The 26,365-nt window shown below is 68.3% G+C and carries 23 protein-coding genes, 1 pseudogene and 1 riboswitch; of the genes and pseudogenes, 8 read left to right on the top strand and 16 right to left on the bottom strand.

What is annotated here, in order from left to right:
* Nucleotides 1-3 precede the first annotated feature (3 nt).
* Nucleotides 4-828, top strand: a pseudogene (locus ABZ348_RS02425) (ATP-binding protein); the annotation flags it as partial.
* 128 nt (nt 829-956) lie between these two features.
* On the opposite strand, the gene ABZ348_RS02420 reads toward ABZ348_RS02425, so the two are convergent.
* From ABZ348_RS02420 to ABZ348_RS02400, 5 genes are all read right to left on the bottom strand, one after another.
* Nucleotides 957-1,499, bottom strand: coding sequence for a DUF1707 domain-containing protein (locus tag ABZ348_RS02420; protein ID WP_358928482.1), 543 nt, complete (start codon nt 1,497-1,499; stop codon nt 957-959).
* Nucleotides 1,500-1,740: 241 nt separating this feature from the next.
* Nucleotides 1,741-2,943 (bottom strand): serine hydrolase domain-containing protein, encoded by a 1,203-nt coding sequence (locus ABZ348_RS02415; protein WP_358928480.1) that lies wholly within the window; start codon nt 2,941-2,943, stop codon nt 1,741-1,743.
* A gap of 214 nt (nt 2,944-3,157) precedes the next feature.
* Entirely contained in the window at nt 3,158-3,763 is a 606-nt protein-coding gene (locus tag ABZ348_RS02410) for a GPP34 family phosphoprotein (RefSeq protein ID WP_358928478.1), read from the bottom strand.
* 360 nt (nt 3,764-4,123) lie between these two features.
* On the bottom strand, nt 4,124-5,809 hold the full coding sequence (locus ABZ348_RS02405; RefSeq protein ID WP_358928476.1) for a hypothetical protein: 1,686 nt from the start codon (nt 5,807-5,809) through the stop codon (nt 4,124-4,126).
* A 200-nt stretch (nt 5,810-6,009) separates the two neighbouring features.
* Nucleotides 6,010-6,804, bottom strand: coding sequence for a YoaK family protein (locus tag ABZ348_RS02400; RefSeq protein ID WP_358928474.1), 795 nt, complete (start codon nt 6,802-6,804; stop codon nt 6,010-6,012).
* 162 nt (nt 6,805-6,966) lie between these two features.
* Here ABZ348_RS02400 and ABZ348_RS02395 point away from each other — a divergent pair, with 162 nt between their 5' ends.
* The 3 genes from ABZ348_RS02395 to ABZ348_RS02385 all read left to right on the top strand — a co-directional run bounded on the left by ABZ348_RS02395 (nt 6,967) and on the right by ABZ348_RS02385 (nt 10,018).
* Nucleotides 6,967-7,461: a RidA family protein gene (locus tag ABZ348_RS02395; RefSeq protein WP_358928472.1), complete on the top strand. Its 495-nt coding sequence runs from the start codon at nt 6,967-6,969 to the stop codon at nt 7,459-7,461.
* Between the two features lie 120 nt (nt 7,462-7,581).
* Nucleotides 7,582-8,325 carry a FadR/GntR family transcriptional regulator gene (locus ABZ348_RS02390; protein ID WP_358928470.1) on the top strand — a complete coding sequence of 248 codons (744 nt, stop codon included), beginning with the start codon at nt 7,582-7,584 and terminating at the stop codon, nt 8,323-8,325.
* Nucleotides 8,326-8,416: 91 nt separating this feature from the next.
* Nucleotides 8,417-10,018, top strand: a complete 1,602-nt coding sequence (locus tag ABZ348_RS02385) for a gamma-glutamyltransferase (RefSeq protein ID WP_358928468.1) — start codon at nt 8,417-8,419, stop codon at nt 10,016-10,018.
* A gap of 194 nt (nt 10,019-10,212) precedes the next feature.
* On the opposite strand, the gene ABZ348_RS02380 is transcribed toward ABZ348_RS02385, so the two are convergent.
* From ABZ348_RS02380 to ABZ348_RS02370, 3 genes are all read right to left on the bottom strand, one after another.
* On the bottom strand, nt 10,213-11,469 hold the full coding sequence (locus ABZ348_RS02380) for a DUF6357 family protein (RefSeq protein ID WP_358928466.1): 1,257 nt from the start codon (nt 11,467-11,469) through the stop codon (nt 10,213-10,215).
* A gap of 318 nt (nt 11,470-11,787) precedes the next feature.
* Nucleotides 11,788-12,012: a hypothetical protein gene (locus ABZ348_RS02375; RefSeq protein WP_358928464.1), complete on the bottom strand. Its 225-nt coding sequence runs from the start codon at nt 12,010-12,012 to the stop codon at nt 11,788-11,790.
* Nucleotides 12,013-12,124: 112 nt separating this feature from the next.
* Nucleotides 12,125-13,855: a hypothetical protein gene (locus ABZ348_RS02370; RefSeq protein ID WP_358928462.1), complete on the bottom strand. Its 1,731-nt coding sequence runs from the start codon at nt 13,853-13,855 to the stop codon at nt 12,125-12,127.
* A gap of 492 nt (nt 13,856-14,347) precedes the next feature.
* Nucleotides 14,348-14,414, top strand: a riboswitch (guanidine-III (ykkC-III) riboswitch).
* An 11-nt stretch (nt 14,415-14,425) separates the two neighbouring features.
* On the opposite strand from ABZ348_RS02370, the gene ABZ348_RS02365 reads away from it, so the two are divergent.
* Nucleotides 14,426-15,742 carry an agmatinase family protein gene (locus ABZ348_RS02365; RefSeq protein WP_358928460.1) on the top strand — a complete coding sequence of 439 codons (1,317 nt, stop codon included), beginning with the start codon at nt 14,426-14,428 and terminating at the stop codon, nt 15,740-15,742.
* Between the two features lie 312 nt (nt 15,743-16,054).
* Here the strand turns inward: ABZ348_RS02365 and ABZ348_RS02360 are convergent, their stop codons facing one another.
* Nucleotides 16,055-16,435: a RidA family protein gene (locus ABZ348_RS02360; RefSeq protein ID WP_358928793.1), complete on the bottom strand. Its 381-nt coding sequence runs from the start codon at nt 16,433-16,435 to the stop codon at nt 16,055-16,057.
* Nucleotides 16,436-16,684: 249 nt separating this feature from the next.
* A complete protein-coding gene (locus ABZ348_RS02355; RefSeq protein WP_358928458.1) occupies nt 16,685-17,128 on the bottom strand; it encodes a MerR family transcriptional regulator in 444 nt (147 codons plus the stop codon).
* Nucleotides 17,129-17,187: 59 nt separating this feature from the next.
* Here ABZ348_RS02355 and ABZ348_RS02350 point away from each other — a divergent pair, with 59 nt between their 5' ends.
* Nucleotides 17,188-18,096: an NAD(P)-binding domain-containing protein gene (locus ABZ348_RS02350; protein WP_358928456.1), complete on the top strand. Its 909-nt coding sequence runs from the start codon at nt 17,188-17,190 to the stop codon at nt 18,094-18,096.
* Nucleotides 18,097-18,396: 300 nt separating this feature from the next.
* On the opposite strand, the gene ABZ348_RS02345 is transcribed toward ABZ348_RS02350, so the two are convergent.
* Together ABZ348_RS02345 and ABZ348_RS02340 are read right to left on the bottom strand one after the other, a co-directional pair.
* Complete coding sequence (locus ABZ348_RS02345; RefSeq protein WP_358928454.1) at nt 18,397-18,732, bottom strand: cupin domain-containing protein; 336 nt, start codon at nt 18,730-18,732, stop codon at nt 18,397-18,399.
* Between the two features lie 109 nt (nt 18,733-18,841).
* Nucleotides 18,842-21,628, bottom strand: a complete 2,787-nt coding sequence (locus ABZ348_RS02340; RefSeq protein ID WP_358928453.1) for a BTAD domain-containing putative transcriptional regulator — start codon at nt 21,626-21,628, stop codon at nt 18,842-18,844.
* 97 nt (nt 21,629-21,725) lie between these two features.
* Here ABZ348_RS02340 and ABZ348_RS02335 point away from each other — a divergent pair, with 97 nt between their 5' ends.
* Nucleotides 21,726-23,288 carry an MFS transporter gene (locus ABZ348_RS02335; protein ID WP_358928451.1) on the top strand — a complete coding sequence of 521 codons (1,563 nt, stop codon included), beginning with the start codon at nt 21,726-21,728 and terminating at the stop codon, nt 23,286-23,288.
* A 19-nt stretch (nt 23,289-23,307) separates the two neighbouring features.
* Here ABZ348_RS02335 and ABZ348_RS02330 read toward each other — a convergent pair whose 3' ends face one another.
* Nucleotides 23,308-23,835 carry an NUDIX domain-containing protein gene (locus ABZ348_RS02330; protein WP_358928449.1) on the bottom strand — a complete coding sequence of 176 codons (528 nt, stop codon included), beginning with the start codon at nt 23,833-23,835 and terminating at the stop codon, nt 23,308-23,310.
* Nucleotides 23,836-24,112: 277 nt separating this feature from the next.
* On the opposite strand from ABZ348_RS02330, the gene ABZ348_RS02325 reads away from it, so the two are divergent.
* A complete protein-coding gene (locus ABZ348_RS02325; protein ID WP_358928447.1) occupies nt 24,113-24,430 on the top strand; it encodes a WhiB family transcriptional regulator in 318 nt (105 codons plus the stop codon).
* 56 nt (nt 24,431-24,486) lie between these two features.
* Here the strand turns inward: ABZ348_RS02325 and ABZ348_RS02320 are convergent, their stop codons facing one another.
* The 3 genes from ABZ348_RS02320 to ABZ348_RS02310 all read right to left on the bottom strand — a co-directional run bounded on the left by ABZ348_RS02320 (nt 24,487) and on the right by ABZ348_RS02310 (nt 26,010).
* Nucleotides 24,487-25,059, bottom strand: a complete 573-nt coding sequence (locus tag ABZ348_RS02320; protein WP_358928445.1) for a GNAT family N-acetyltransferase — start codon at nt 25,057-25,059, stop codon at nt 24,487-24,489.
* 148 nt (nt 25,060-25,207) lie between these two features.
* Complete coding sequence (locus ABZ348_RS02315) at nt 25,208-25,567, bottom strand: metalloregulator ArsR/SmtB family transcription factor (protein ID WP_358928443.1); 360 nt, start codon at nt 25,565-25,567, stop codon at nt 25,208-25,210.
* Entirely contained in the window at nt 25,564-26,010 is a 447-nt protein-coding gene (locus ABZ348_RS02310; RefSeq protein WP_358928441.1) for an SRPBCC domain-containing protein, read from the bottom strand. The genes ABZ348_RS02315 and ABZ348_RS02310 overlap by 4 nt, the downstream gene beginning before the upstream one ends.
* Between the last annotated feature and the right edge of the window lie 355 nt (nt 26,011-26,365).

Here is a 26,365-nt window from a genome sequence, read left to right as displayed (position 1 = left end):
CACCGGGTCCTGCCGGCCGAGGACCGCCGGGTGCTCTCCGCCTTCGCCACCCAGGCGGCGGGCGTGCTCGATCGCCGACGTCTGGTGGGCGAGGCGGAACACGCACGCGAACTGGACGAGAACAAGCGCATACGAACCGCCCTGCTCGCGGCCGTCAGCCACGACCTGCGTACTCCGCTGGCAGGCATCAAGGCGTCGGTGACCTCCCTGCGCTCCGACGACATCGAGTGGTCCGACGCGGACCGGACCGAACTCCTGGCCGGCATCGAAGCCGGAGCCGATCGCCTCGACAACCTGGTGGGCAACCTCCTCGACATGTCCCGCCTCCAGACCGGTGCGGTCAACCCCCTCATCCGCGAAATCGACCTGGACGAGGTCGTCCCCATGGCAGTGGGCGGTCCGCCGGAGTCCCGCGTGGTCATCGACATCCCGGAGAACCTCCCCATGGTGCGCGTCGCCCCGGGCCTGTTGGAGCGAGCCGTGGCCAACATCGTCGAGAACGCGGTCACCCACAGTCCGCAGCACGAGCCCGTGCTGATATCGGCCAGTTCGCTCGCCGATCGCGTCGAACTGCGCATCATGGACCGTGGCCCCGGCGTTCCGGACGAGGCGAAGGAGCGGATCTTCGCCCCTTACCAGCGGCACGGAGACGCGCCGAGCGGCGCCGGAATCGGCCTCGGGCTGGCTGTCGCCCGTGGTTTCACCGAAGCCATGGGAGCCACGCTGAACGCCGAGGACACCCCCGGTGGAGGACTCACCATGGTGCTTTCCCTCCGCCCCGGAGACAGAGGGCGAACGGCCGTCACCGATCTGCCACCATCGCGATGATCCGATGTGAATGGCTCGCCGCACGGTCACAGCCGGAGCGCAGTTCCGCGGCGGTGGCGCCAGCAGTTGCCCGGTGAATCCGAAACGCCCCGCTCACATCACGCAGATCCATGGTGCCGGCTGGAACCTCATCGCCGTGCGTGGCGGATGGTCAACCGCCCGAACCCCATGGTTCCGGAGATCCGGATCTTCGGGCCGCCGGTTCGGGGGCGCCGCGGGGCCTTGTAGCGGGAGTCCTTCCACCCTGCGTGTAGACCCTCGGCGTCGACGACCGCATCGCGAGGGACAGTGATCTTGGCTCTGCCGGTGCCGAGTTGCAGCTCGATGTCGATGACCGGATGCTCGATGATCGCCCGGGACAGGTTCAGATGAACCCTCCCGAATGCGGACTCGACCTTGAGCATCCGAGGCACCCGCCATGCGCCGCGCCGCTGGATGCGTCCGCCGGCGACGGCGATGGTGGATGTGGTGCCCGCATCCTCCTCCGGGAGCGAGGCCAGAGCCGGCACGAGTTCGCCGTGCGTCTTGGCGGTGAGCACCCGATGGAGGCGTTCGTCCAGATCATCGTGTGAGACGTGCCCGAGGGCGTACGCCTCCTGTAGGCGCTGCACAGCCGTGTCACGGTCGTCTTCGCCGATGAGCGTCGTCCGGTCTTCCGGGAGTGCGGTCACCTTTTCACCCTACCGCCGTGCCGGCCGTGCGACGAGTTCAAGTCCTCCAGTAGGTAAGGCATCTGACGGAGTCGAGGCAACGTCACATCGACTGCGAGACAGGGCCGTCCGATGGACGCATCCCTGGGGCAGTGGTGGCCCGAGTGGGCAGGTCGCCGTCGCTGCTGCCGAGCGCGGCGATGTACTCGGCGGGTCCTGCCGGAGCGGCGCACACCTGCCGGACCATCGGTCCGCCCCCGTTCTACGGGCCGCAGAGGGGCGTTCGCTCCCTGTCGATGAGCGTTGTGAGATCGACCTGGTCGTAATTGCTGAGGATGATCCCGCACCAGTTCAGATCGCGGTAGATGGTCCAGTTGGTCGATTCGCCCGCCGCTCCGCCGCCATGGGTGAGGAGCCGGTGGTTGTTGACGATGGGTGCGGTCGCGCCGTAGGCCATGAAGCTCCGGACGCCGGGAACCGTCGTACCGCGTGGACGCAGCGGGAGCTTCGCATTCATGAAGAGGTCCGTGTGGGCGGGACCGAGCAGTCGGCCGTCCTGGAGTGCCTGCGCAAATCTGACCAGGTCCGGACCGGTGGAGAAGGCGTTGCCGCCGCCTGTGCCGATGAACATGCGTGCCGCGCCCTCTCCGGCCCGGACAGCGTCGATCCGCTGGCCGGACGGGGTGAGAGCGTAAGGGTGTGCGATGCGCCGTTCCGTCAGCCACTGGGGCCGGGTGTAGAAGTCGCTGCGGGTCATGCCGGCAGGGGCGAAGACGTGTCGGCGCACGTACGCGTGGAACGACTGTCCGGAGACCGCGGCAACGATTGCACCGAGTGTGTCGTAGCCGCTGTTGCTGTAGCGGTGGCGCGTTCCGGGGGTGAACTCCAGCGGCTGCCTCTGGATGATCTTGAGGAGTTCGGTGGTGACCTCGTCGGCGCTGGTCCAGGTGCCGGCCTTCTCCAGGAACTCGCTGTTGCCGAGGAGGTCGCCCATCCCGGAGGTGTGCGTGAGCAGGTGATGGACGGTGACGGTGTCGGCGATTCCGGCCGGGAAGCCGGGCAGGTAGGTTCCCAGGGTTCCGTAGCAGTCGATCCTGCCCCGCTCCGCGAGCTGGAGGACGGCCAGTGCGGTGAACGGCTTGGACGCGGAGGCGAGTGCGAACACGGTGTCAGGCCGGTTGGGTACGGATCGTTCCTTGTCGGCCATCCCAAAGGCCCTGGACAACACGGGCCTTCCACGGTGGCTCAGCAGTACCGTCCCGGAAAAGGCGTCCCGCGCGGCCAGCTGCGTGACGAACCGGTCGTACGCGCCGCCGGGGCGCAGGTCCGCCGGGACCCTTTCGTTCGGGCCCGTGCCGTCGTCGGCCCAGGACCGACCGGTTGCCGCGGCTACACCGAGCGGAGCGGCAGCGGTCAGCGACCGGAGGACCATTCGCCGCGATGTCGTGGTTCGGCTGCGATTCATGGTGCTGTTGTACGGAGCGAGGTGTTTCCCGGCCGTTTCCGTGGGAGCTGCTGTCAGCCGGCGGATGCGTCGTGCCCGCCGCATCCGGGCGCGCTCGGGAGCCGGCCCCGTCAAGCCGGCGTAGGGCGGGCTCGACTACGGCCAACGTCCATGGGGGTGGGGCAGACGATGCGTTGCCTCGCCGTCGGGCCCGGTCGAGCCCTCCGTAGCCGGCTCAGACTCCGCGCCAGAGATTGGCGAAGGCCGCGCCCTCGATGGACCGCCTCTGGCGTACGGCCTCCAGTTCCATTACCGCGTCGTGGACCGCGGCCACCACGGCTGTCACCGCCTCGTCAGCGAGGCCGGGCTCGTCGTCGGATCGATCTGCCCCGATGCCCACGACCGAGGCGAGGGCGCACAGGACGGGTTCCTTCTCCTCCCAACGGGAGACAGCACGGCGGTGCGCGGGCGTGTCGACCAGTTCCACGCGTCGCGGGGCGAAGGGCGACCCGCCGCTTCGCTTGCGGGTGAGCTCGCCGTCCTCCTCCAGGGCGGCCTGGTACGCGGCAGACAGATCTCGGCCCCGGCGCCACAGCCAGTCCGCGATCTGCTCATAGGGCGGCTGAAGGACGAGTCCTGCCGCAGCTTCGACCGCAAGCCGATCGTCCAGTGTTGGCGGCCCGTCCGGCACGATGCGGTCGTCGTTCAGAGTGACCGTCCCCGCACCGATGAGATCGATCAGCTCGGCTCCCGCGAGTGCGAGCGACAGGTCACCCTGTCCGACGGACTGCTTCACCGCCGACTGCATGGTGATGATGAACAGGTCTTTCGCCGTGGTCATGAACAGCTCCCCTCGGAGACATCGGCAAGGTGCTTCCTCGCCGTCCCACCCGCATCCTTCCGACGCCGACGCGTGTGCGAGCAGGTTCTCGGTCATGATGACGGATGCGTGATCGACCGTCGCTGCGAAGAGCGCCTGTTGTCTGCCCTACCCGGCCAACCAGTAAGCGGGTTGACTCCGGCTGTGGCGAACGGGCGAACCCGGTGCGACGGTGGTGCGCAGCCCCACTCATGAGCACTTCCGCCGGACGGCTCCTACCCGGTGTGCGGGATCCGCGCCTGGTGGCACTTCATCGCCGCCCGGGCCGGCGCCTGCTGGGCGACCGGCCCGTGACAGCCCCATGAACCTGCCGACCACGCCCTACGAGGTGCCTGCCGCGGCCGGTTCGGTGGCGTCGGGTGCGCGCGTGCCGCCCCCGTTCCCGGTGTGCCCGCCGTGGGTGGGCGTGCTGCGGAAGGCCCTCGCTTCGGCGAGGACCGCGCGGCGGAAGGTGCGGCTGCGGCCTCCGCAGTCCGCGCAGATCGCCGGGCTGCCCTCGGCGGAGGGGTCGCGGTCCATCTCCGCTGCGATGTAGGAGTGGTCGCAGCGGTGGCAGCGCACCCGTGTCTCCCAGATGTCGTCGACCTCGTCCCGGGGATCGTGTCCCCGGCGCAGCACGGGGGAGTTGGCGACGCGCAGCGCCAGCAGGTAGAGCACGATGCTGAGGACGAAGGTCAGCGGCGACGACCAGGTGGTGCCGAAGGTGCCGGTGAATTCGAGGACCATGATGCCGGTGAGCGAGGACACCAGCCACACCACGGCTCCCGGGGCGATGGTGGCGACGCGCCCGGGTCGGAACTCGGGCAGGCCGTCACGGTCGCCCTGACGGTGCAGGACGATATGGGTGAGCATGATGCCGACCCATCCGACGACGAACGCGCCCTGCCATGCGAGTGCGGTGAGCACGTAGCTGAGCACATCGGTGAGCATGATCAGGTAGGTGACGATGCTGGCCAGCGCGAGGGCGGCGACCCGCGGAATGCGGATGTGGAAGAGCCGGGCGACCGTGGCCTCCAGGTTGGTCGATGCCACGTAGTAGTTGGCGGTGTTGATCCGGGACTGGGTCAGCCAGACCACGCCCAGTCCCCACACGCCCATCAGGCCCACGATGGTGTCGCCGATCGCCGTCTCGGTCGGTGCGCCCGCCTTGTTGGCGACCAGGACCAGGAAGATGCCGATCATTCCGTTGATGAAGTAGCAGAAGAGGTAGAAGACGGGGCCGAAGGTGACGACGCCGTGGTAGCGGCTGTCCTTGGGCTTGCCGAAGCGGCCGAAGTCGATCGTGTACATCATGAACACGAACACGCCCATGTAGACGAAGAACGCGTACATCCAGCCCGGAGCCCCGAGGTCCGGGGTGATGTCGGGGGTGTGGGTCAGCCAGCCGGAGGGCGGGTACTCCCGTACGGCGAGGATGATCACGATCATCAGGCCGGTCCAGTACAGCGGGAGCAGTGCTCCGTTGAACTTGTCGAGCCAGCGCCGTACCCCGCCGATGGCCATGGGGACGTTGCTGAGGATCGAGATCGCGTACCAGACCTTGATGTCGAGGACACCGGTGTAGGCGTGGAGGGCATGGGCGATGACGGAGCCCTCGAAGACGGCGTAGTAGATGGCCGTCGCCGCCAGGACGAGCGGGGCGAGTACGGAGCCGACGTACCCGAAGACCCGCTGGGAGATCAGGGCCACGGTCAGCCCGGTGCGGGCCGCGTAGGCGGAGAAGAAGTAGTTGACCGCTCCGAAGACGGCGACGGCGAGCAGGATGCCGATCAGGGTGTTGACGGTGCCGACCGTCACGGCCAGCGTGGCGGCTGTGACCAGGTAGAACATGCCGCTGACCAGCGCGTACCAGGTCATGGTCAGCGACAGGCGGCCACTGCGCCAGGTGAGCGGAACGATATGGGTGGAGTAGTCCTCGTTCGTCGCCTCCTTCACGACGCGGGGGTCGTCGGTGTAGGAGACGTCGAGGGGGACGGGAGCAGAGACGTCCGGACGTGAAGAAGTCACGGGAAGTCCTCAGGGGAAGGCCGCCGGGCAGCGGGGCGGGGGCGTCGTACGAGAACGACGCGGGGCGGCTTGGTCGGCCTTGAGGCCCTCCGGCATGGGCGGCCTCGTGTGGCCAAGCTCAGGGTCGTTGAGCCTGTTTGTCAACGGTCTCGGGTGGATTCTCTGCAGATTCAATGGAAATCATCATTGACTCAGCCTTCCTACTGCGGATTTCGTTGTACCTGATGAAGTCGAGTCGCCAGCAGCAGTGTGATCGCGACGAGCACCGGGGCGATCGCCGCCGCGGCGGTCGGCTGCCGGCTCAGTACGAAGGCGCCCCCGAGGGCACCGACGACCAGCGCGAGCAGGACACAGAGGCGGCGTACGAGGTGCCGGGCGGAGCCGCCCGCGGCCGATTCGGCCATCGCGGTCAGTGTGCCGGTGACGAACGTCGTGGTGATCCCGGCGACGGCAACCCGCCGAGCGCACGCGGTCTGGATGCCCATCGCCAGTGCCGAGAGCGCGACAAGCACCACGTCCCACACCTTGCCCGGGCGGGCGTCGACGGCGATCCAGCCGGCGAGGAAGGCCACCTGGCACAGCAGGCTGACGGCGAGGGTGCCCGTGATGCGGCGCGGCCACAGGCCGCCGGTGGGCAGGTCGCGGGTGAGCCGGAAGGTCAGGATCAGTCCGGCCGTGAACGCGAGTGTGGCGGCCGAGGCGCGGGCGACGGAGAGATCGATGCCGTGCGCCCCGGCGATGCCGAACAGGACGAGGTTGCCGGTCATGTTGGCGGTGAAGACGCCCCCGAGGCCGAGGTAGGCCAGGGCGTCCGTGGCGCCCGCGGCAACGGTCAGTAGGAGCGGGAGGAGATCGGCGAGCAGCCTGTCCCCGCGGCCTGCGAACCGTGCGGGAACGGACGCGGCGGGCGCCGGGGGACCTCCCGCTTGCCTCTTCTGGGCAGCTTCGCCGGGGACGGCAGGGCCGGACGGGAGGTCGCCGGGGTGAGTGAGCACGTTGGGGTGGCCCTTCATGTCGATGGCCGTCGCCGCACACGGTGACCGGGCGGCGAAAGGGGTTGACAGGGGGGAATACGTGTACGAACAATAAACCAACTTGGTCGGACCATCTGACTATCTTGGCCCACCGGCAGGGCCGCTCGATCGAAGGCACAGCACATGGCGCACACAGACCCCGAGAGCCGCGTTCGTGAACTCGGTCTCGTCATCCCCGACTTCTCCGCCCGGCCCTACTACGGCGGCGACTACGGCTCGATGAAGCCCCACCACATCAGCGGCAACCTCCTGTTCCTGGGAGGGCACACCGCGGACGACGCGGACGGCAACGTCCGCCACCCCGGGCGCCTGGGCGCGGACGTCACCATCGATGAAGGCTACGAGGCCGCTCGGCTGACCGCACTGAACTGCCTGGGCGGGATACGGCTGGCCCTCGGCTCCCTCAACCGCGTGACTTCCCTTGTACGCTCTCTGTGTTTCGTGGTCACCACCCCGGAATTCGAAGACGTGCACAAGGTGTCGTCGGGGTCCACCGACCTCTTCCGTGACGTCTTCGGCCCGGAGGCGGGACTCGGTGGACGCGCCACCATCGGTGTGATGAGCCTGGCCCGGCGCAGTTGCTTCGAGAACTGGCTCACCGTCGAGTTCGACGACTGACACCGCAGCGCCCGGGGTCGCCGCATTCCGCCGAGGGGGGCTGCCCCGGCACGGCGACCCCGAGGCGCCGGCCCCTGACCCACCCGATCCAACGAACCCGATCCGACGAAAGGCCACCCGGTGCCCATCGACTGGACCCTGATCGCTCCCGAGGCCAGTCTCGGGCCCCACCGGCTCGCCGGACGGCTCCAAGGACTGATCGAGGAGGGGCGACTGGCTCCCGGCGAGCGCATCCCGGCCGAGCGCGAACTGGCCGAGGAACTCCGCATCTCCCGCACCTCCGTACGTGAGGCACTGCGGGAGCTGGAACTGCGCGGGCTCGTGGACCGCAAACCCGGCCGGGGCACCATCGTCACCGGTGTCAACCGGCCCGACCTGCACCCCCGTCAGCTCGGTGACATGACCGACGCCGCGCGTCTGGTGCACGAGGTCATGGACCTCCGCTCGGCCGTCGAACCACCCGTCGCAGCGCGGGCGGCGGTCCGCGCCACCGATAGCGATCTCCAACAGCTCGCCGAACTGCTCTCCCGAGCCGACCGCGAACGCGACCGGGAGAACCTTGCCGGGCTGATCGAGTTGGACGGCGCGTTCCACGTCGCCGTCGCCCGAGCGGCGCACAACCCCATGCTCACCCGGCTCCTCGAAGCCACCAACGAATGGGTGGGACCGTCGCGCGACCCCGCTTACCAGAGCGCCGAACGCCTGGCCGCTTCCCTGCGCGGACACCGCCGTATCCTCACAGCCCTCATCAGCCACGACAGTGACGCAGCCGCGCAGGCCATGGCCGACCACCTCAGTGAGGTCCAAGGCATGATCATCGGTGCGCTCGGCCGTGGGCTCGACGACCCCCCGACGCCGTCCTGATCCCTGACCCCCGATCAGGGAACCCGCCCCGCCCGTCCGTTCATCCGCGCCGTACCAGGCGTCCGCCGCCGTACTCAGGAAAGCCCTCACCATGCCCCAGCCCCTGCCCGCCCAGACCCGTTCGTACGGCCTGGCCACTCCGCACGCCCTGGCCACCGGCGCGGGCGACGCCATCCGGCGCGAAGGAGGCAACGCCGTCGACGCGGCACTCGCCGCGGCGATCGCCCTCACCGTCGTCTATCCGCACCAGTGCGGTGTGGGGGGCGATCTCATCGCGCTCGTCGCCTTGCCCGACGGGCAGGTGATCGCCGTCAACGGCAGCGGCGCCGCCCCGCTCGCCGCCGATCCGGACGCCCTGCCGGGTCCGCTGATGCCGGTGACCGGTCCCCACTCCGTGACCGTTCCCGGCGTTGTGGCCGGCTGGGCCACCCTGTCCGAACTCGCCGGCCAACTGCCCTGGCAACAGCTCTTCACCCAGGCCATCGACTACGCCCGCAACGGCGTTCCCACGGCACCCGGTGTGGCCACCGCGCTGCGCGAGGAAGCCGGTGAACTGCTCGGTGACGACGGTATGCGTGCCGTCTTCTTCCCCGGTGGCAAACCGCTCACCGCCGGGACGACCCTACGCCAGAGCGCGCTCGCCGAGTCGCTGGCACAACTGGCCTCGGACGGTCCGAAGGCGTTCTACGAAGGGGCTCTCGGCGCCGGTGTGGTCGCCCGGCTGCGTGAACTCGGCTCCCCGATCACCACGGACGACCTCGCCCGCCACACCACCGAAACGACCGCGCCACTTTCCGCTGTCTTCCGTGGCGAGGAGTACCTGACGGCCCCGCCGAACTCCCAGGGCCTGCATCTGCTCCAGGCCCTCGGGCTCATCGAGCGCCTGCCGTCGGACGCCGATCTCCTCGGTGCCGACGCCCATCTGACGGCCCAGGTCTTCGACGCGATCACTCACGACCGCGACACCCACCTCGCCGACCCCCGACACGTACCGGTGCCGGTCGGCGAACTCCTCGGCACAGCACATCTGGACGCGCTCGCCGCCGAGATCCTCGCCCGGCCGCGCCCCCGCCCACAGCCCGGGCCGGCTCCCCGGGCCGCTGCGGCACGACCCAGTGGCGACACCGTCGCCGTGGTCGCCGCCGACGAGGAGGGGTACGCGGTGTCCCTGATCCAGAGCCTGTTCCACAGCTTCGGCTCAGGCATCCTCGACCCGGCGAGCGGCATCGTCCTGCACAACCGGGGTTCCTTCTTCGACCTCGCCCCCCACTCGCCCAACCGTCTGATCGGCGGCCGAAGGCCCGCACACACCTTGATGCCCGTTCTCACCCGCCGGGACGGCACCGTAACCGGCGCCCACGGAACCATGGGCGGAAAGGCCCAGCCCCAGATCCACACCCATCTCGCCCTGCGCCTCCACGCGGGCGACGACCCGGCGACCGCGCTCGCGCGCCCCCGCTGGGTGATCGGTGGTCTCGGAGTCGACGAGCCCGCCGGAGTGGCCTCCGCGGAGAGCACCGTGCCCGACGCCGCTGTGGCAGCCCTGCGAGGCAACGGCCGTCGCACCGAGATCCTGGGCGACCTGGACGAACAGGTGGGCCACGGCCAACTCGTACGCCGCACCCCCGAGGGTCGCTTCCATGCAGCGACCGACCCCCGCAGCGACGGCTCCGCCACGGCGACGAACACCTGATCCGGACACCGGCTCCTTCCCCACGGCAGCGCTTGCCGCCCGGCGCTGTTCCAGCCTGCGTTCGACGTCATCCGGAACCCGGGAACGGGCACGTCGGGCCATCGCGCGGTGGCCCGACATCCGGATCGACGGCGAGAACGTCGTCGATGATCAGCAGCGGTGGGCGTGCATCGGCGCGCGGGCTCCCGCCGGGGCTACCGGGCGTTGCGCTGCCGGCGGGCGCGTTCGAACTCAGCAACATCCAACATCCAAGGGCCGTGCTGTTCGAGTGCGGCGCAGCCGCCGCCGACAAAGGCGCTCACCAGCTTCCGGTACCCGCCCATCCCGTCGACCAGGCCGTACTCGACCCGGTACTCCGGATCCGACCCGCCCTTGCCCTGGTGCGCCGTGGTGATCCGGGCGATGGAGTCCGCGTAGAAGTGGAGTTGGATCCCCTCACCCATCTCCTCGTCCTCGATGGTGAACACTTCGTTGTCCGCGGCGGAGCGATCGCCGACGAACTCCCAGAACTCCGCAGAGGCAGTGCGGGGATTGTCCGCGAGCCAAACCTTCTCGACGCCCTTGTCGTCGGTGAACGACAGGATCGTCTTCCGCGCACTCCTGCCGAAGCCGTCGCCGGCCGCCTCCTCGTCATCCTCCACGGGCGCGCTCCTGGAGCGGTCCGCGGCCTCGGAGCACATCAGGAAGCTCACGGTGCGCACCGCGTCATCGACCAACTGAGGATGCGCACGGCGCACGGCCGCGTCGACCGTCGACGCCATCCGATCCCAGTCACGCTTGTCCGTGGCGCGCTTGCCCCGTCGCGGATCCCGGCCGATCCGCATTCCGGCGCACGCCTGCTCTGCGGTGGCGATCACCCGTATGACCTCGGGCAGCAGCGCGGGGTCGACGGCGTCGGGCATCCGCCTCGGAACCGTCGCGCCGTGCAGGTACTGGCCCGTGTACTTCAAGATCGCGGCGTCGAGGGGACCGAGTACTGTTCCGCGCTCGGCGCGACGGCGGTTCGCGTGGTACTCCTGAGCCCGTTGCCCATTGGACGTCTCTGTCGCCGCGCGCATCGCCGCGCAGACCTTGCCGCGCTCCAGCAGATCGATGTCAGCGCCATGGGCAATGAGCTGACCCCTGTCCCACCGGATGCCGTGGAAGAGAGTGTCGACGTCCGCGGGCGCGGCGAGGAGGATCGGGTCCAGGAGCGCGACGGCAGCGTCCTCGTCGAGCCGGCCCCGCGTTCCGGCGGCGTCGCACAGCGGAAGGACCGCACTCCACAACAGCAGGTGTCTCGCGAGGTCCTGCCGGATCACCGCAAGGTGGGCTTCGCCGATCGAGAACGTGAACGTGCGAGGATCATGGTTGGCGTCGGCCCCGGCACCGAGCGCCAGCTTCAGCCCACCGTCCTCGCGGATCACGTACGGGATCCAGCCGCTCTGGCGCGTGAAAACGATGTCTCTCATGGGCTCAGTCTTCCCCATCAGGGATCAGGCGGGACTCGTCAGGTCCGGCCTGGCCGCGATCTCGTCGACCCCGGCCAACGCCGTCTGCTGTGCCAGGCCGGAAGGCCACGATCCCCGGGTCCGTCCACACCCTTCGACTCGGCACCCGCCACGCCTGTGCGGTGGGCCGTTCCCTGACGGCTGTTGTCAGTTTGATGGCGTCATACAGGTACATATCCCCGGTGAGTCAAGAAGATCCGGTCCTCCTCTCTCAGACCATCCGGCTCCGAGTCGTACGTCGGTCTCCTGCGGCCGGGCTCTCCGGGACATGGGGCGGTGTCAGCCGATGAGACGGTGCAGAGCCGGCACGCTGATTCCGGCACTGAGCAGGCCCGCGAGGATCGCGCCGGGAGCCGGGGTGCCGCCAAGGAAGGTGAGTCCACCGACGATCAGGCCGATGACCAAGGCCGTCAGGAGGATGAGGGCGGTGTGCATCGTCAGGAACGGGCCGGGCTGGGAGTGCTCGGACGGGGCCGGAGGCATGGGGGAGGGGACGGAACTCATGTGCTGCTCCTAGGTGATGTGACCGGTTGGCTGTGAACCGTGTGATCAGGCGCGCGTCGTCGGTCGTCGGTCGTGGGGACAGCGGGGTCGCAGGGGCCGCGTAGCTGTGAGGTCAGCCGGGTTCGCCGCACTCATACAGCGGCAGGGTCCCGAGATCGAGGTCGGTGTGGTTCCCCTTCGTGTCCTTCGCCATGGCGAAGAGCTGCAACTGCACCGTGCCTTGAACCTTCGGGGTCGTCCGGTAGGCCGGGATGTCGAACCGGACGACGTCGCCGTCGGCGACGCCCGTACTGGATTCGTACGTCCAGGTGTCGGTGGGGTGCTGGATGTACAGGATCACGAATTGGAGACCCGAGGGGTCAGATGCGGCTACCCACACGCTGTAGGTGGTGGGTGTTCCGTCCGGGCCGCATGTCTGCATGACCGAACCCCCGGTGCCCACCACCTCCTGCCCGACCGCGCTGGTGCTGATGCCAGCGAGGGAGACGCTGGGGTCGGTGGTGTCCTCCGGTGAGGCGACGACTCCACCGCCTTCGAGGCTGACGCCGCCGGTGCTGCCGTTGTTGGTGTTCCCTTTGTTTGTGCTGCCACCGGTGCTGCTTTTGCCGGTGCTGTTGTTGTCAGTGTTTCCGTTGTTTGTGCCGCCGTTGGCTGTGTTGTTGTTCTCGCTGTTCTTGCTGTTCTCGTCGTTCTTCTCGTGCTCGTTGTGCCCGTCGACCGTGTTCCCTTCGCCGGTGGGCACGTTGCCGGTGTTCGTCCGGACCTCGTCCGTGCCGCCGGGACTGGCGGAGGCCTTCACCCCGGGAAGGATCTCCATCTCCGGCAGGCTGATGTCCACTCTGCCCTTGTCCACGATGGCAATCGCGAGGAGCGCGGCAAGGACGCCCGCACCAACGCCCTTGACCAGCCGCCGTACAGATCGGGTGCCGAGCGGGGACGCATCCCAACGGTCGACCTGGGTGCCGGGGCGGGTCTTCATCGGGCGGCTACCGGTACGGGTCCCCTGGGCTCTGGTGCCTGGATTCCGCTGTGCCCTGTTCTTTCCCGACCTGCTCTCCAGGTGCCGTGCGTCGCAGATGTTGCGCACCCGGTCGTACAGTTCCGGCGACGGGGCGAACACCACGCCGGGTACCCAGTGACGGTCCTTCACCTTCTTCCGCTTCGCCGGGCAGTCAGTACATGCCCCAATGTGCTCCATCCCGGCTCTCCGGCCCTCAGGGGTCAGCTGTGGACCACTGCTTGCCTGGCCGGGAGTGACACCGCACCTCTCCAGTAACCCCTGACACGGCTTGTTCTCCGGGTGCAGCATGTGCAGTAGGAGCAGGGCTTCTTTCGTCTGTCGTCGAGCTTGGCGCAGTGCTGGTTTGTAGTCCTTGTACAGCTCCATGTCCAGTGCTTGCGCCTGATGGAGGCGCGGCCATCCCGCGGTCTCGCCGTCGAGGGCCACCGCCATGACGCGTCGTTCCTGCGCGTCGAGGGCTTGCAGGATGTCCCTGGTGGTCAGTCGTCCGTCCACCTGCTCGGCTCCCGCAGGAAGGTCGGCTGGCGGCTCATCCGGCTCGCCCATCGGCTGCGGCGTCTTGCTCCGCGCCTTGTCTGCCGCTTTGTTGAGGGCGACGCGCCTCAACCAGGGGCCTACGCTGCGGATCGGCTTGACACCGCGGTCGTCCGCCAGAGCGGTGAAGGCCTCGGCGGCTGCGTCCTCGGCGTCGTGCCAATTGCCGCCCAGCTTCAACAAGGTCAGCAGGATCAGCTGTTGCCAGTGTCGGCCCATGAGCTGCCTGGCTGCCTCGTGGTCCCCAGCGCGATATCTCTGGACAAGATCCCAGTCGTCGGTCGCCATCGCTTCCCGCCTCTCCCTACGTCCGGGCGGGGCCGTCCCCCGCCCTTTCGACGCGTTCGACGACAAGTCGTGTGGGCGCAGCATGATCGTCCTGTGCTGGAGTGTTCCGCAGAGCGTCTCCAGCGGCCCGGTCTACTGCTCCCTTCCACCATCGTGACGGATTTCTGGCAGGTCAGGGCCTGTCCACGAAACGGACACCGGGAATTTCAGGAGCTCTCAGGTCGCCTCCATGGACACGGGGCGCATTAAACATGCGCATCACGTCCACGCCGTGTCGGCAGAGCGGGATTGCCGCGTACGTCCACGCTTGCGATTTCCGGCCACCCCGGCCACTGATGGGCCCCGCCGTCACCCGATGCGTGCGTTCAGTCCACGCCTCCGTCGTCCTCGCTGAAACCCTGGGGCGACCAGTGTCGCTGTTTCCGTCGCGATCTACATGTCGTATGCACCGGGTTCTTGGTGAACTGCTCGGGCTCCGGTGCTAAGGTGCCAGAGAGGCGCTACAAGAGCGCCCGCCGACGAGGGTGGCCGTACCGGTTCCGCGTAAAGACGGCCTCGTTGGAGGCTGAAATGCCGAAAACGCCCGAGCCCAGTGAGCAAGAAAGCAACACGGCATCATCGGGGAACGACCCCGGCGGTGCAAGCCAGCAAGAGCCGCGTAACACCGGCCCTGGTCATTCGCAATCGCACCAGCACAGCCACTCGCACAGTGATGCCTTCGCCATGAAGGAAGGCAAGTGGGCGCAGGAGGCCGAGCACCGGATTTCGCTCTTCCGTCACGACGAGGAAATCGAGCGAGGGTTGGCGTTCGGACTGGCCGGATCGCCGACGCTCGTCGACAAGACGATTCCCACGTTCTCCCGCGGTGAACTACCGCACTTCGCCGGTGAGCGGGGGACTTTCCTCAAGACTCCCTTCCTGGAGGACGTGAACCAGGTCGAGGACGCCGAGGTCGCCGTGTTCGGTGCGCCGCTCGACTCAGGTGCCACGTACCGGCCCGGAGCTCGATTCGGACCGCAGGGAATTCGACGGTCGACGAACCTGTTCGGCACCTACTGCTTTGAACTGGGTGTCGATCTGCGCGAGCAGTTGAACATCGTCGACATCGGGGATGTGTTCACCATCCCGGGGAATCTGGAGAAGTCATTCGACCAGATCAGTCAGGCGATGGCGCATGTTTACCAGCGCGGTGTCTTCCCGGTCATCCTGGGTGGTGACCACTCCATCGGATACCCGACGATCCGAGGAATGGCGCCGTACGTCGACGGAAACATCGGCATCATTCACTTCGATCGGCATGTGGACACCCAGGAGACCGACCTGGACGAGCGCATGCACACCACGCCCTGGTTCCATGCGACGAACATCAAGAATGCTCCCGCGACCAACCTCGTTCAGATTGGAATCGGCGGCTGGCAATCACCACGAGCCGGAGTCAAGGTCGGGCGTGAGCGGGGCACCACCATCATCACGGTGGGCGATGTCGAGCGCGTCGGTATCGAAAAGGTCGCGGAAATCGCGCTGGAGATGGCGTGGAAGGGCGCCAAAGCGGTCTACCTTTCCTTCGATATCGACGTCATCGACGCGGGATTCGTGCCCGGCACCGGCTGGCCGGAACCAGGTGGTCTGCTGCCGAGGGAAGCACTGAACCTCATCAGAATGATCTCGGCGCCCGGCCTCGCCGGCCTCGAAGTCGTCGAATGCGCTCCTCCGTACGACTGGGCGGAACAGACGGCGCTGCTTAGTTCACGCGTGATCCTGGACTCTCTCGCCGTCCTGACCAGGGAAGGTCACCTCGGCAAGAAGGCCGCTCAGATGGACCGACATGCCTGGGGCCCGAGAGCCGCGTCGCCAGAAGGCACCTCTCCAGCGCCGCCGGAGGCCTGACCGATGGACCGACCAAGCCTGGCGCCGTTGGCGCTGCAGCCGCCAGAGTGCGGTGAGGATCGAACGGCGTAGCCCGTTCGCAACGCTCTCATCGTGAGGTGAGGGACGGTTTTTCCTGCCGTGAATCTGTGGCCCGGCTCGGCTTCTGTTCGCGGGCTGACGGGCGTGGTCCGGTCCGGTGACACGCGTGTCCACAGCAAAGGCTGAGGGCACGCGTGTTCATGTCGATGACCATGATCCCGGTCCGCCCCTGCGGACTTACCCCGACACGGCACGCCGGCCCCATCTCCCGGCCCGCGCAGCGCCGTCGCATCAGGGCTGGTCGAGGATGGCGTCGAGCTCCACTTCAACGAGCCATTCGGGATCGATGAAGCGTGAGACCTCAACGAAGGTGCAGGCCGGACGGACGGTCGCGAACCGCTCCCCGTGCGCTTGCGCGGCTTCCTTCCAACGAGTCACATCGGTGAGCATGACGCGGGTTCGCACGACGTCCTCCAGTGACGCCCCCGTTGCCTTCAGCGCAGCGTCTGCGATGTCTAGACATCTGACGGTCTGGGCATAGACGTCCCCGAGCCCCACGGTCCTCCCGTCGTCCCCGATGGGAGCAGTCCCAGCAACTGCGACGTGGGCTCCCTTGCGGATCGCCCGGGAGAAACCGATGTGCGGTTCGAGTGGCGAGCCAGAACTGACCATCTGCCGAACATGATCCATCGGCCCATGATCCCAGATCACGCATGTGCGAACCACGACCCGGAGACCATGGTGTGCAGGGGCCGGGACCGACACCGGTGAACGGCTGCGAACAGGGGATGAAGGCAACCCGGATCTGTTTCTGGTGGTGCTGGCGAAGCGCCGTCAGTTGCGCTGCCGATGAGTGAATGCCCTGTTCCTCACAGGTGTGGGTGATGTGCTCCAGGACGCGGGTTGCCTGTTCCGGTGCGGTCAGATGTGTGTGCCGAGCGGTAACACAACAGCGTCGCTGGGCCTCTTGGCGGCACCGGCCGCGTAGCAGGCTTCCGGATCATCACCTCCGGCCGGCGCCGTGGCGGCGATCACGGCGTCCAGCGCGTCCCGTGCGGCCAGCAGGCCCGCCACCGCCTCGTTGATGCGTTCACGTTCGCGGTTCAGGTCGGGCAGCATGCCGGAACAGGCCGGCGCGAGGGTCTGCCCGTCGTCGACCATGCAGGGCATCAGTTCGGCGATCGTGGCGGTGCTGAGACCCGCGCCGAGCAGCATACGGATGCCCCGGACGGTGGCTACGTCTCCTTCCGTGAACTCGCGATATCCGCTCGGCTGCCGCAATGGCTTGAGCAGCCCCTGTTCCTCGTAGTAGCGCAGCAGGCGCTGGCTGACCCCGGTCCGTCGGGAGAAATCCCCCATGCGCATGTGACGATCACCACGTTCAGTTGACTCTCACATCGATGTGAGAGAGCAGTCTATTCCGCATGACGAACCAGCAATCAGCAAGCCCGCAGCCCCAGCCCGTTACCGTCATCGGCCTCGGCCCGATGGGCGTTGCCCTCGCCGGGACACTTCTGGAACGCGGCCACCCCACGACCGTATGGAACCGCACTCCTGAGCGAGCCAACGGCCTTGTTGCCCAGGGGGCCCACCGCGCGGGGACCGTCGCCGAGGCGGTGTCCGCGAGTCCTGTCACGATCATGTGCCTCAAGGACTACGAGACCATGCACACGGTCTCCGATTCCGCTGGTGACGCCTGGAAGGGCCGCGTACTGGTGAACCTCAACTCCGGGACTCCGAAGGAGGCTCACACTGCGGTCAGTTGGGCCGCCGACCGGGGCGTCGACTATCTTGACGGCGCGATCATGGTACCGCCGGCTCTCGTCGGGCACCCAGATTCCATCTTCCTCTACAGCGGGGCGCAGGCCGTCTTCGACGAGCACCGGACGACCTTGGCGAGCATGGGCGGCCCTCGGTACCTTGGCCCTGACCCCGGCCTAGCGGTGCTGTACAACGCCGCACTGCTGGACATGATGTACGCGACCATGAACGGCTTCCTGCACGCCGTGGCGTTGGTCGGATCGGCGAACGTATCGGCCGTCACGTTCGCCGATCTCGCACTCAACTGGTTCATGCCCTCGGTGGTGGACTCATCCCTCACCGCGCAGGTTCCCAACCTTGACAGCAGCAACTACCCCGGTGACATGGGCACCCTGGAGATGAACCTCAACGCGCTGGAGCACATCACCCGCACTTGTGAGGAGCAGGGCATTCACTCCGACCAGCCGCGGCTGATGAAGGAGATCGCCGCGCAGGCGATCGCCGAGGGCTACAGCGGCAAGAACTACCTGGCCGTGTTCGAGGTCTTCAAGAAGGCGACACAGGCTCCGTGACCTCAGCCCAGGCGGTACGCGTGGATGGGGCGTTCCAGTCGGCTCCGGTGCAGGGGTCAACAACGCCGTTGCGCCTCGGGGTGTTTGCACGTGGAGTCGTCAGAGTGCAGCCCTTCCGGTAGGAGATGTGGAAGTGCTGGGGCATGCGGTGGTTCGGTCACAGTGGGCGCAGTGTGACCGAACCACCGCATCTACGCCCGCCGATCTCCGGCCCCTCACCACAGGAAGGCAACCGAACCGACCAACCCAAGCACACATCTACGGGGCGATCATCTCGCCTCCCGTCTTGCCTACGGACTGCTAGCCCGCCGGGTAGAAGAGGAACAGTGTGCAGCCTGTTGTGGTCGAGGGCACGTGCCACGACCCCGCCGGGGCGTGCAGGAACGTGCCCGCGGGGTAGTCGCGTGCTCCGTCGTTGAAGGTGCCAGCAACCACGTACACCTCCTCTGGGCCAGGCTCGTGGACATCGCGGTGCGGCCAGGATGTGCCCGCCTCCATCTCCAGCAGGTTGGCGTGCGCGCCGGTCGGTCCCTGCCATAGGGGACGCAACCGTATGCCGGGGAACAGCTCACGGACCGGGGATTCATCGACGGAGGCGGAGGTGTAGCCCTCCTGGGCAAGGATCTCGGGGTACATGCCTGCAACTGTGCCGTGCGTGGGTCGCAACGGGACAGAGACTGCAATGACACCAGAGGGTACTTTCGTGCCATGCACCGCGCGCCATTGAAGGAGGCGGCGTCATGGGTCAGGCTCCGGCGACGCCCAACGAACGACTTTTTGCCAGCGCGCGGTTCAGATGACGTCGAGCGGCCTCCTCGTCGCCGCGAAGTCGGGCGACCAGCCCCAGACCGGTCTCCGCGCGGATCTCACCCCGGCTGTAGGCACGTTCGGTCGAGACTGACAGCGCGCGCTCGTAGAGTTCCGTCGCCCGCCCTGTCTGGCCGGCGGCCAGGGCGGTCCGGCCGAGCCAGGTCAGCGCCTCGACGACCTCCGTCCACAGACCGAGTTCTTCGGCGGCCAGCAGGCCCTCCTGGTGCAGCCGTTCGGTCCGCCCGTGGTCGCCGTCGCGTTCGGCGACGAGCGCCAAGGCCCGGGTGGCGCGTAGTTGCCCCCAGCGGTCGCCCGCCTCGTAGAACAGCGCTGCGCCCAGCTCCGCTTGGGTCCCGCCCCGAGACGGGGCGTGTCCGGCGAGTTCGACCAGGGCTGCGGCCTCGCCCCAGTGGTGGCGGGCGGCCCTCGCGCCGACCAGGGCCGCCTCCACCAGACGCAGACCCTCCTGGCGGTGACCGTGGGCGGTCAGGCCGGTGCCGACGAACCACTGCAATCGGGCCCGCAGGGCCGGGTCGCCGAGCCCGGTCGTCGGGTCCTCACCGGCCCAAACCGGGGTCGCTCCGGCCGGGGACGTGCGCAGTTCCGTCCCGGTCAGCCAGGCACGCGCCGTGATACGCGCGCCCGCGCTGCCGCCCCGGGTGGTCAACGCGGCCCGCAGCGATCTGCGGGCCTCGGTGAGCCGCCCACGCAGGAACCAGTACCAGGCCAGCGCGTTCACCAGCCGCAACGCATGTGCGGCGTCGTTCCCGTCGACCGCGAGGTCGAGGGCGTGGCGCAGATTCACGGTCTCCGCATCCAGGCGGCCCAGACCGCTTCGCTGGCCTGGGCCGCGCAGCCGTTCGTCCTCCCGTTCGGCCAGCTCAGTGTGGCAACGCACGAACCTCGTCCGGACCACTGCCGTCTCGTCCGCCTCCGCGAGCCGTTCGGCGCAGTAGGCGGCCACCGATTCGAGCAGCCGGAACCGGCCCGCCTCCCGGACCACCAGGGAACGGTCCACCAGCCGAGCCAACAGATCGTGCACCCGGTCGGCTGACAGGTCCCCGTCGGCGCACACGACTTCGGCGGACGACAGGGTGCAGCCGTCTGCGTGCACGGCCAGCCGCCGCAGCACGGTCCGCTCGTCCGCACTGAGCAGTTGCCAGCTCCAGTCGAGCATGGCCCGTAGGGTCCGCTGGCGAGCTGGCAGCCCGCGCACCCGGAACTCGGGGGTGTGGAACCGGCTGTCCAGGCGGACGGCGAGCTCGGCCGGGCTCAGTGTGCGCAGCCGGGAGGCCACGAGTTCCAGTGCGAGCGGAATGCCGTCCAACCTGCGGCAGATGGTGGCGACGGCCGACACGTTGTCCGCGTCGAGGACGAAGCCGGGCGACGCGGCTGCCGCCCGCTCCACGAACAACGCGACGGCGCTGGACCGGGCAACCGTTGCCGGATCGCCCTGCTCCGGCAACGCCAACGGGGTTACCGGGCAGACCACTTCGCCGGGGACGTCGAGGGGTTCCTGGCTGGTGATCAGCAGATGTCCGCCGGGCACCGCCGTCAGGACGGGTCCGGCCAGCTTGGCGACCTGTTCGATCAGGTGCTCGCAGTTGTCCAGCACCATCAGCAGGCGTTTGTCGGAAACAGCCTGGCAGAGCCAGCCGACCAGATCGTCCAGGTCCGGCTCGGAGGCCGCGGTGTCGCACAGGCCCAGCGTGGTGATGACGCGTTCGGCGATGTCATCCGGGGTCGACGCGGTGCCCAGGCCGGCCAGTTCTACCAGCCACACCCCGTCGGGGAACCCTTCGGCCATCTCCCGCGCCGCCGCCGTCGCCAGTCGGGTCTTCCCGACCCCACCCAGTCCGGTGAGTGTGACCAGCCGGGTGTGCGAGGTGAACGACGCCCGCACCTGGTCGACCGCCTCCCGGCGGCCGATCAAAGAGGTCAGCGGTGTGGGCAGATTGGTACGGCACGACGTCGACCCGACGGTCGGCGGCGTCAGATGCGGTTCCTGGCGCAGGATCGCTTCGTACAGCGCGGTGGCTGCCGGGCCGGGTGACACCCCCAGTTCCTCCGCCAGTTGCCGTCGCAGTTCCTGGAAGCCGTGCAAGGCGTCGCCCTGCCGTCCGGCGCGGTACAGCGCGCGCATGTGGGCCATACGCAGCCGTTCGCGCAGCGGATGCCGCGCCACCTGCGCGGCCAGCTCGGTGGTCAGCGCCAGATGCTCGCCCAGCGTCAGTCGTACCTCTGCCTGGTCCTCAAGGACCGTCAGGCGCAGTTCCTCCAGCCGGTCGATCTCACCGCGGGCGAACAGGGCCTCGTCGACATCGGCGTAGGCCGCACCCCGCCACAGCGCGAGCGCATCAGCGAACAGGTCACCCTTCACCGCCGGTTCCCGGTGGGCGCGGGCGCGTGCGGCCAATTCCTGGAACCGCAGCGCGTCGACCATGTCGTCGGCGAGGAGCAGCCGGTAGCCCGCGGGTTCGCGGACCACCTGTTCCTTGCCCAGTACGCGGCGCAGTTGGGAGACCTTCGTCTGCAGGGTGTTGGCCGAGCCACCCGGCGGGTTGCCCGCCCACAGGTCCTCGATGAGACGGTCCGCCGGCACCGGCCCGCCGCCGTGGATCAGCAGATCCGCCAGCAGGGCGCGAACTTTCGCCTCGGGAACCTTGACCGGCAGGCCCTGGGCGTCCCAGACGGCCAGTGGGCCGAGCACCCCGTAGCGCATGGTCGCAGTGTATCTCCGGCGGACCGTCAGGATTCCGTGCGGACCGGTCGGCAGAGTGACCGCCCATGTCCTTCGAACCCACACGCACGGGAGTCCGATGAGCACCTCGACCGTACACAGAGCGGGTCCCCGGGAGTGGGCCGGGTTGGCCGTTCTCGCGCTGCCCACCGTGCTGTTGGGCCTCGATGTCACCGTGCTGTACCTGGCCCTTCCCTCACTGGCGGAGGATCTGCGTCCGAGCAGCACCCAAACATTGTGGATCATGGACGCCTATGGCTTCCTGATCGCCGGATTCCTGATCACCATGGGCACGTTGGGGGATCGGATCGGCCGCCGGAAGCTCCTGATGATCGGGGGCGCCGCCTTCGGTGCCGTGTCCGTGGTGGCGGCCTGCTCCGGCAGTACCGAACTGCTCATCGCCGCACGCGCGGCGCTGGGCATCGCCGGTGCCTCGCTGATGCCGTCGACCCTGGCCCTGATCAGCAACATGTTCGCCGACCCGCGCCAGCGCTCGGTGGCGATCGGCGTCTGGGCGACGTGCTTCGCGCTCGGCATGGCACTCGGTCCGGTGGTCGGTGGGGTGATGCTGGCCCGGTTCTGGTGGGGTTCGGCGTTCCTCCTCGCGGTTCCGGTCGCGATCGTGCTGCTGGTGGCGGCGCCGTTGCTGATCCCTGAGTACCGCGCGCCGCGGAGCGGCCGGCTCGACCTGCCCAGCGTGGTCCTTTCGCTGGTCGCGATCCTGCCGGTGATCTACGCAGTGAAGCGGGTCGCCAAGGACGGTCCGGGGGCCGCCACGATCGGCGCGGTGGTGATCGGCCTGGTGTCGGCGGTGTTGTTCGTCCGGCGCCAGGACCGTCTGGCGAGCCCCTTGCTGGACGTCAGGCTGTTCACCGACCGTACGTTCAGTGCCGCGCTGAGCGTCCTGCTCGTCGGGCTGGTCGGCGTCGGCGGTTCGATGCTGCTGATCACGCAGCAGCTGCAACTGGTGGAGGAACTGCCACCCGTCGAAGCGGGTTTGTGGATGGGACCGCCCGCGCTGATGATGTTCGTGGCCGCGATCGGGGCGCCGCTGGTCGCGCGCCGGGTGCCGCCGGGCATCGTGGTGGCCGTGACCCTGGCCCTGTCCACCCTCGGGTATCTGCTGCTCGCCCAGGTGGACGCCACCGGCGGTCTCGCGCGAATCGTGATCGGCTTCGGACTGGTCTACCTGGGACTCGGGGCGATCGCGGCCCTGGGCACGGACTTGGTGGTCGGAGCTGCGCCGCCGGAGAAGGCCGGTTCGGCGGCGGCGATGTCCGAGACGGTGCAGGAACTGGGCCTTGCGCTGGGAGTGGCGGTCCTCGGCAGTTTGGCCAGCGCTGTCTACCGCGGCCGTATCGCTGATGACCTCCCCGCCGGTACTCCGGCGGAGGTGGCCGAGGCAGCGGGCGACGGCCTCGCCGGCGCGGCCTCGGCGGCAGACTTGATGCCGGACGGCTGGTTCGATCAGGCCAGAGAGGCGGCCACTGCCGGGCTGAACGTCGCGATGCTGGTCGCCGCGGTCGGCACCCTGGTGCTCTCGTTGCTGTCCGCTCTGGCGCTGCGGCACATCGGGGTGATCGGCGGCGCACCGGACGCGGAGAAGGCGACCCTGGAGGAACAGACCGGGGCGCGGCGGTGAGCGCAGCTCGTGAGGACGTTCACGGCTGCCGGGGCGACCCTGGGCCAAGCCCGTCCGGGCGATCATGGAGGGCCTTGGCGACGAGGTCGTGAACGAGGTACTCGCCGGGGGCTCGGTTCTCCTTGAGGCGGGGCAGGTCATGGGGGCCGAACCAGCCGTAAGCGGTGTGCTTGGACCATTCCAGGGTGGGATGGTCCAAGTCACCCTCGACCTCGACGAGGTAGTCGGCTTCGTGCCGCGTCCCGTTTCCGTCGTCGCCGGTCCAGGTGGTGATTCCGAGGAGACGTCGGACGCGGCGCAGGCGCCAGCCGGTCTCCTCTTCGACCTCGCGGGCGAGCGCCTCCACGAGGGATTCGTCGGGCTCGACGTGGCCACCGACGATGTCCCAGCAGTCGGGGAAGAGCCGTCTGCGGGGGCTGCGCTTCTGGGCGAAGGCCTTGCCGTCCTGGTTGAGGACGACCGCGCCGACCGCCCAGGTCCTGCCATCGGTGGAGACGGGGATCTCGACGCCGTCGTCCACGTCAACGAGGTACTGATCGTCTGGCATGTCCACACAGTAGAACCGTGTCCGGCCGCTGCCCTGGTTGGCGAGGGGGGCGAATGTGAGGGGACGAAGAGGGCGGTCGGCTCGCTGAGGGACAAAGCGGACGGTGCGCTTGAGGTTGGTGGTGTGTGTGGCTGGAATGAGGTGGTACGGCGTCGCCTGATCGAGTGGCTTGTGTGCAGAGGATGACGCCAGAAGGGATTTGTCCGCCTACCGTGACGTCTTCGGCGGCCACCGGGGGCATGGAGTCTGGCCGCGTGATGCCCGAGGAGGGCTGCGCGTGGACGCGAAATCGGCACGGGGCTGGGTCGCACGGGCGGCGTGCCGGACGGTTCAACCGGACGCCTTGTTCGTCCCAGGTGCCGAGCAGCAGAGGATCGTCCAGACACTGTGCCGTGGATGCCCCGTGCGCACCGAGTGCCTGGCCCACGCCCTGGACGGACGGATCGAGCACGGTGTCTGGGGAATGACCGAACGGGACCGGCGCGCGCTGTTGCGCAGACGGTCGGCGGTGAAGTCGTGGCGGAGCCTGTTGGAAGCGGCCCGCAACGCATACGGCGTAGGAGCTGCGGAGGAGGCCGTGAACGCCGGACCGTAACCGTGTGCACGTCTCGGCCCCGGGTGCTGGCAGTGGACCGGGTACCGGTCAGTGGATCAGTCGAGGAAGAGGCTCATGAACAGTGCCGTCTCCCCCTCGGACTCGGTGCCGCTGTAGAGGGAAGTGTCCAGGCCGCAGAAGGTGAACCCCATCCGCTGATAGGCGCGGATGGCCGGGGCGTTGATGTTCGTCACTTCCAGCCACACGTGCCCGGCACCGCATTCCTGGGCCCAACTGATGGCGCAACTCATCAGTGTCCGCCCGATTCCCCGGCCTCGGTACGGTCCGGCCACCTCGATGTCGGCAATGATCAGCCGCCGGTTCCAGGGCTCGTACTCGGTGTCGACATAGCCGCACACGAGTTCGCCGTCCAGTGCGACGAACCGTCGCCTGCCCTCCGACGCCTCATCGTCCTCGGGCTCGCCGTCGGGGAACACCTTGTGGACCGGCGGGTCCAGCCGGGCGGGCCGAATCGTGAACCCGCCTTCGGAGCCGACCACCTTGAAGACGGTCTTCGAGATGAAGTCGCCCTTGAGGACGGCGGACCTGTCCCTCTCGCTCTCGGCCACGCGATAGGTGATTGCCTCCGCCGCTCCACGTTCGGCTGTTCCACGGTCAGATGAGATCACTTCCTCACCGTACCGGTCGGGTGCACCCCAGCAGCCGGGCCCGCCCTCAGCACCGCCCGAACATGCTCAGTGCGAGGGCGGCCCTCTGCCTTGCGATGCAACGCATCTGACGCCGCGCGCCGATCCACCAGGTAGGACGGGACAGACCTCACTCGGTTTGCGCGTCCCGCTCCGCTGCTTCGGCGACCTGCTTGATGTGTGCCAGCCGGCTGTCCCAGTCGGCGGCGAGCGCGGCCATCCACCGCGCCGTCGCATCGAGCGCCGCGGGCCGTACCGTATAGCGCACCTCGCGCCCGATGCGGCCACCGCTCACCAGTCCGGCGGTGTCCAGTACTGCAAGGTGTTTGACCACGGCCTGACGCGTGACGGGAAGGTGTTCGGCGAGCGTCGTCGCGGTGGCCTCGCCCTCGGCGGCGAGCAGTTCGAGCAGTCGGCGCCGTGTCGGGTCGGCCAGCGCCGCGAGGACGGTGTCGGCCGCCTCGACGGTGCCCCGGGGTTCGTCGGTCACGCGGAGGGCTGTTCGGCGCGCGTCTTGAGTGCGTCGAGTTCCTGCGGCCAGCCGACGCTGTTGTCCTTGACCGCCTGGCCGCGCAGTTCCTCGGACCCGGCCAGCGCCGCGAATCCGCTTTCGACCACGCGCAGCCGCGTCTTGTCGCCTTCCTGCGTCAGTGTGAACTCCACGAGGGTGCTGTTGTCCTCGCGCAGTTCCTCTCCGGGGAACGCGCTGGCCCAGCGGTAGGCCAGGTAGGTCGGCGGCTCGACCTTCTCCACGCGCACCGGGAAGTCGCCGTACTCCGGGTTCTTCGTCAGCACCTCCTCGCCCTCCCTGGCTACGGTGCCGGGCAGGCTCGCCTTGTCGGCCACCCAGAAACCGGGCTCGGCCACCAGCGACCAGACCCGCTCTAGGGACGCCTTGATCAGGGTTTCGCGTTCGATCCGGTCCTGGTTCATGAGGGGAACTCCTTCAGGGTCAGCGTGCGTGTGATGCAACTACAGGGTTGCACGTCATGGCGTCGGGTGCAACTCAAAAGTTGCACTTTGATCGGGCTGTCTTCTTGCGGGGCCTGCCGCAGCAGTGGTGGCGATGGGGCGTGGCAAGGCAACGGTCGGAGTGCGCCAGTGTCAAAGCTCTCGATGTGCCGCACTTGGCGACAGCCCCATGGCATCCCCGCGTCGAGATACGTAAAGCGGAAAAGTAGGCGATATGAGACATTAGTCGCACTGTGTGATATTTTCATCGCACAGAGTGAGGATCGAGGTCATCCGGTGCGCTGCACCGGCGCCACGGAGCAGGGAGGCGAATCGG

This window comes from Streptomyces sp. NPDC005963, from assembly GCF_040638655.1.
GTDB lineage: Bacteria > Actinomycetota > Actinomycetes > Streptomycetales > Streptomycetaceae > Streptomyces.
Note: the sequence above shows the minus strand (reverse complement) of the source record. Positions and strands in the feature narration are given on the sequence as shown.

Coding starts and splice junctions, on each gene's coding strand:
- ABZ348_RS02415 (WP_358928480.1), bottom strand. CDS start 2,943: ATGAATCGCAGCCGAACCACGACATCGCGGCGAATGGTCCTCCGGTCG.
- ABZ348_RS02410 (WP_358928478.1), bottom strand. CDS start 3,763: ATGACCACGGCGAAAGACCTGTTCATCATCACCATGCAGTCGGCGGTG.
- ABZ348_RS02395 (WP_358928472.1), top strand. CDS start 6,967: ATGGCGCACACAGACCCCGAGAGCCGCGTTCGTGAACTCGGTCTCGTC.
- ABZ348_RS02385 (WP_358928468.1), top strand. CDS start 8,417: ATGCCCCAGCCCCTGCCCGCCCAGACCCGTTCGTACGGCCTGGCCACT.
- ABZ348_RS02380 (WP_358928466.1), bottom strand. CDS start 11,469: ATGAGAGACATCGTTTTCACGCGCCAGAGCGGCTGGATCCCGTACGTG.
- ABZ348_RS02375 (WP_358928464.1), bottom strand. CDS start 12,012: ATGAGTTCCGTCCCCTCCCCCATGCCTCCGGCCCCGTCCGAGCACTCC.
- ABZ348_RS02370 (WP_358928462.1), bottom strand. CDS start 13,855: ATGGCGACCGACGACTGGGATCTTGTCCAGAGATATCGCGCTGGGGAC.
- ABZ348_RS02365 (WP_358928460.1), top strand. CDS start 14,426: ATGCCGAAAACGCCCGAGCCCAGTGAGCAAGAAAGCAACACGGCATCA.
- ABZ348_RS02360 (WP_358928793.1), bottom strand. CDS start 16,435: ATGGTCAGTTCTGGCTCGCCACTCGAACCGCACATCGGTTTCTCCCGG.
- ABZ348_RS02355 (WP_358928458.1), bottom strand. CDS start 17,128: ATGCGCATGGGGGATTTCTCCCGACGGACCGGGGTCAGCCAGCGCCTG.
- ABZ348_RS02350 (WP_358928456.1), top strand. CDS start 17,188: ATGACGAACCAGCAATCAGCAAGCCCGCAGCCCCAGCCCGTTACCGTC.
- ABZ348_RS02345 (WP_358928454.1), bottom strand. CDS start 18,732: ATGTACCCCGAGATCCTTGCCCAGGAGGGCTACACCTCCGCCTCCGTC.
- ABZ348_RS02340 (WP_358928453.1), bottom strand. CDS start 21,628: ATGCGCTACGGGGTGCTCGGCCCACTGGCCGTCTGGGACGCCCAGGGC.
- ABZ348_RS02335 (WP_358928451.1), top strand. CDS start 21,726: ATGAGCACCTCGACCGTACACAGAGCGGGTCCCCGGGAGTGGGCCGGG.
- ABZ348_RS02330 (WP_358928449.1), bottom strand. CDS start 23,835: ATGCCAGACGATCAGTACCTCGTTGACGTGGACGACGGCGTCGAGATC.
- ABZ348_RS02310 (WP_358928441.1), bottom strand. CDS start 26,010: ATGAACCAGGACCGGATCGAACGCGAAACCCTGATCAAGGCGTCCCTA.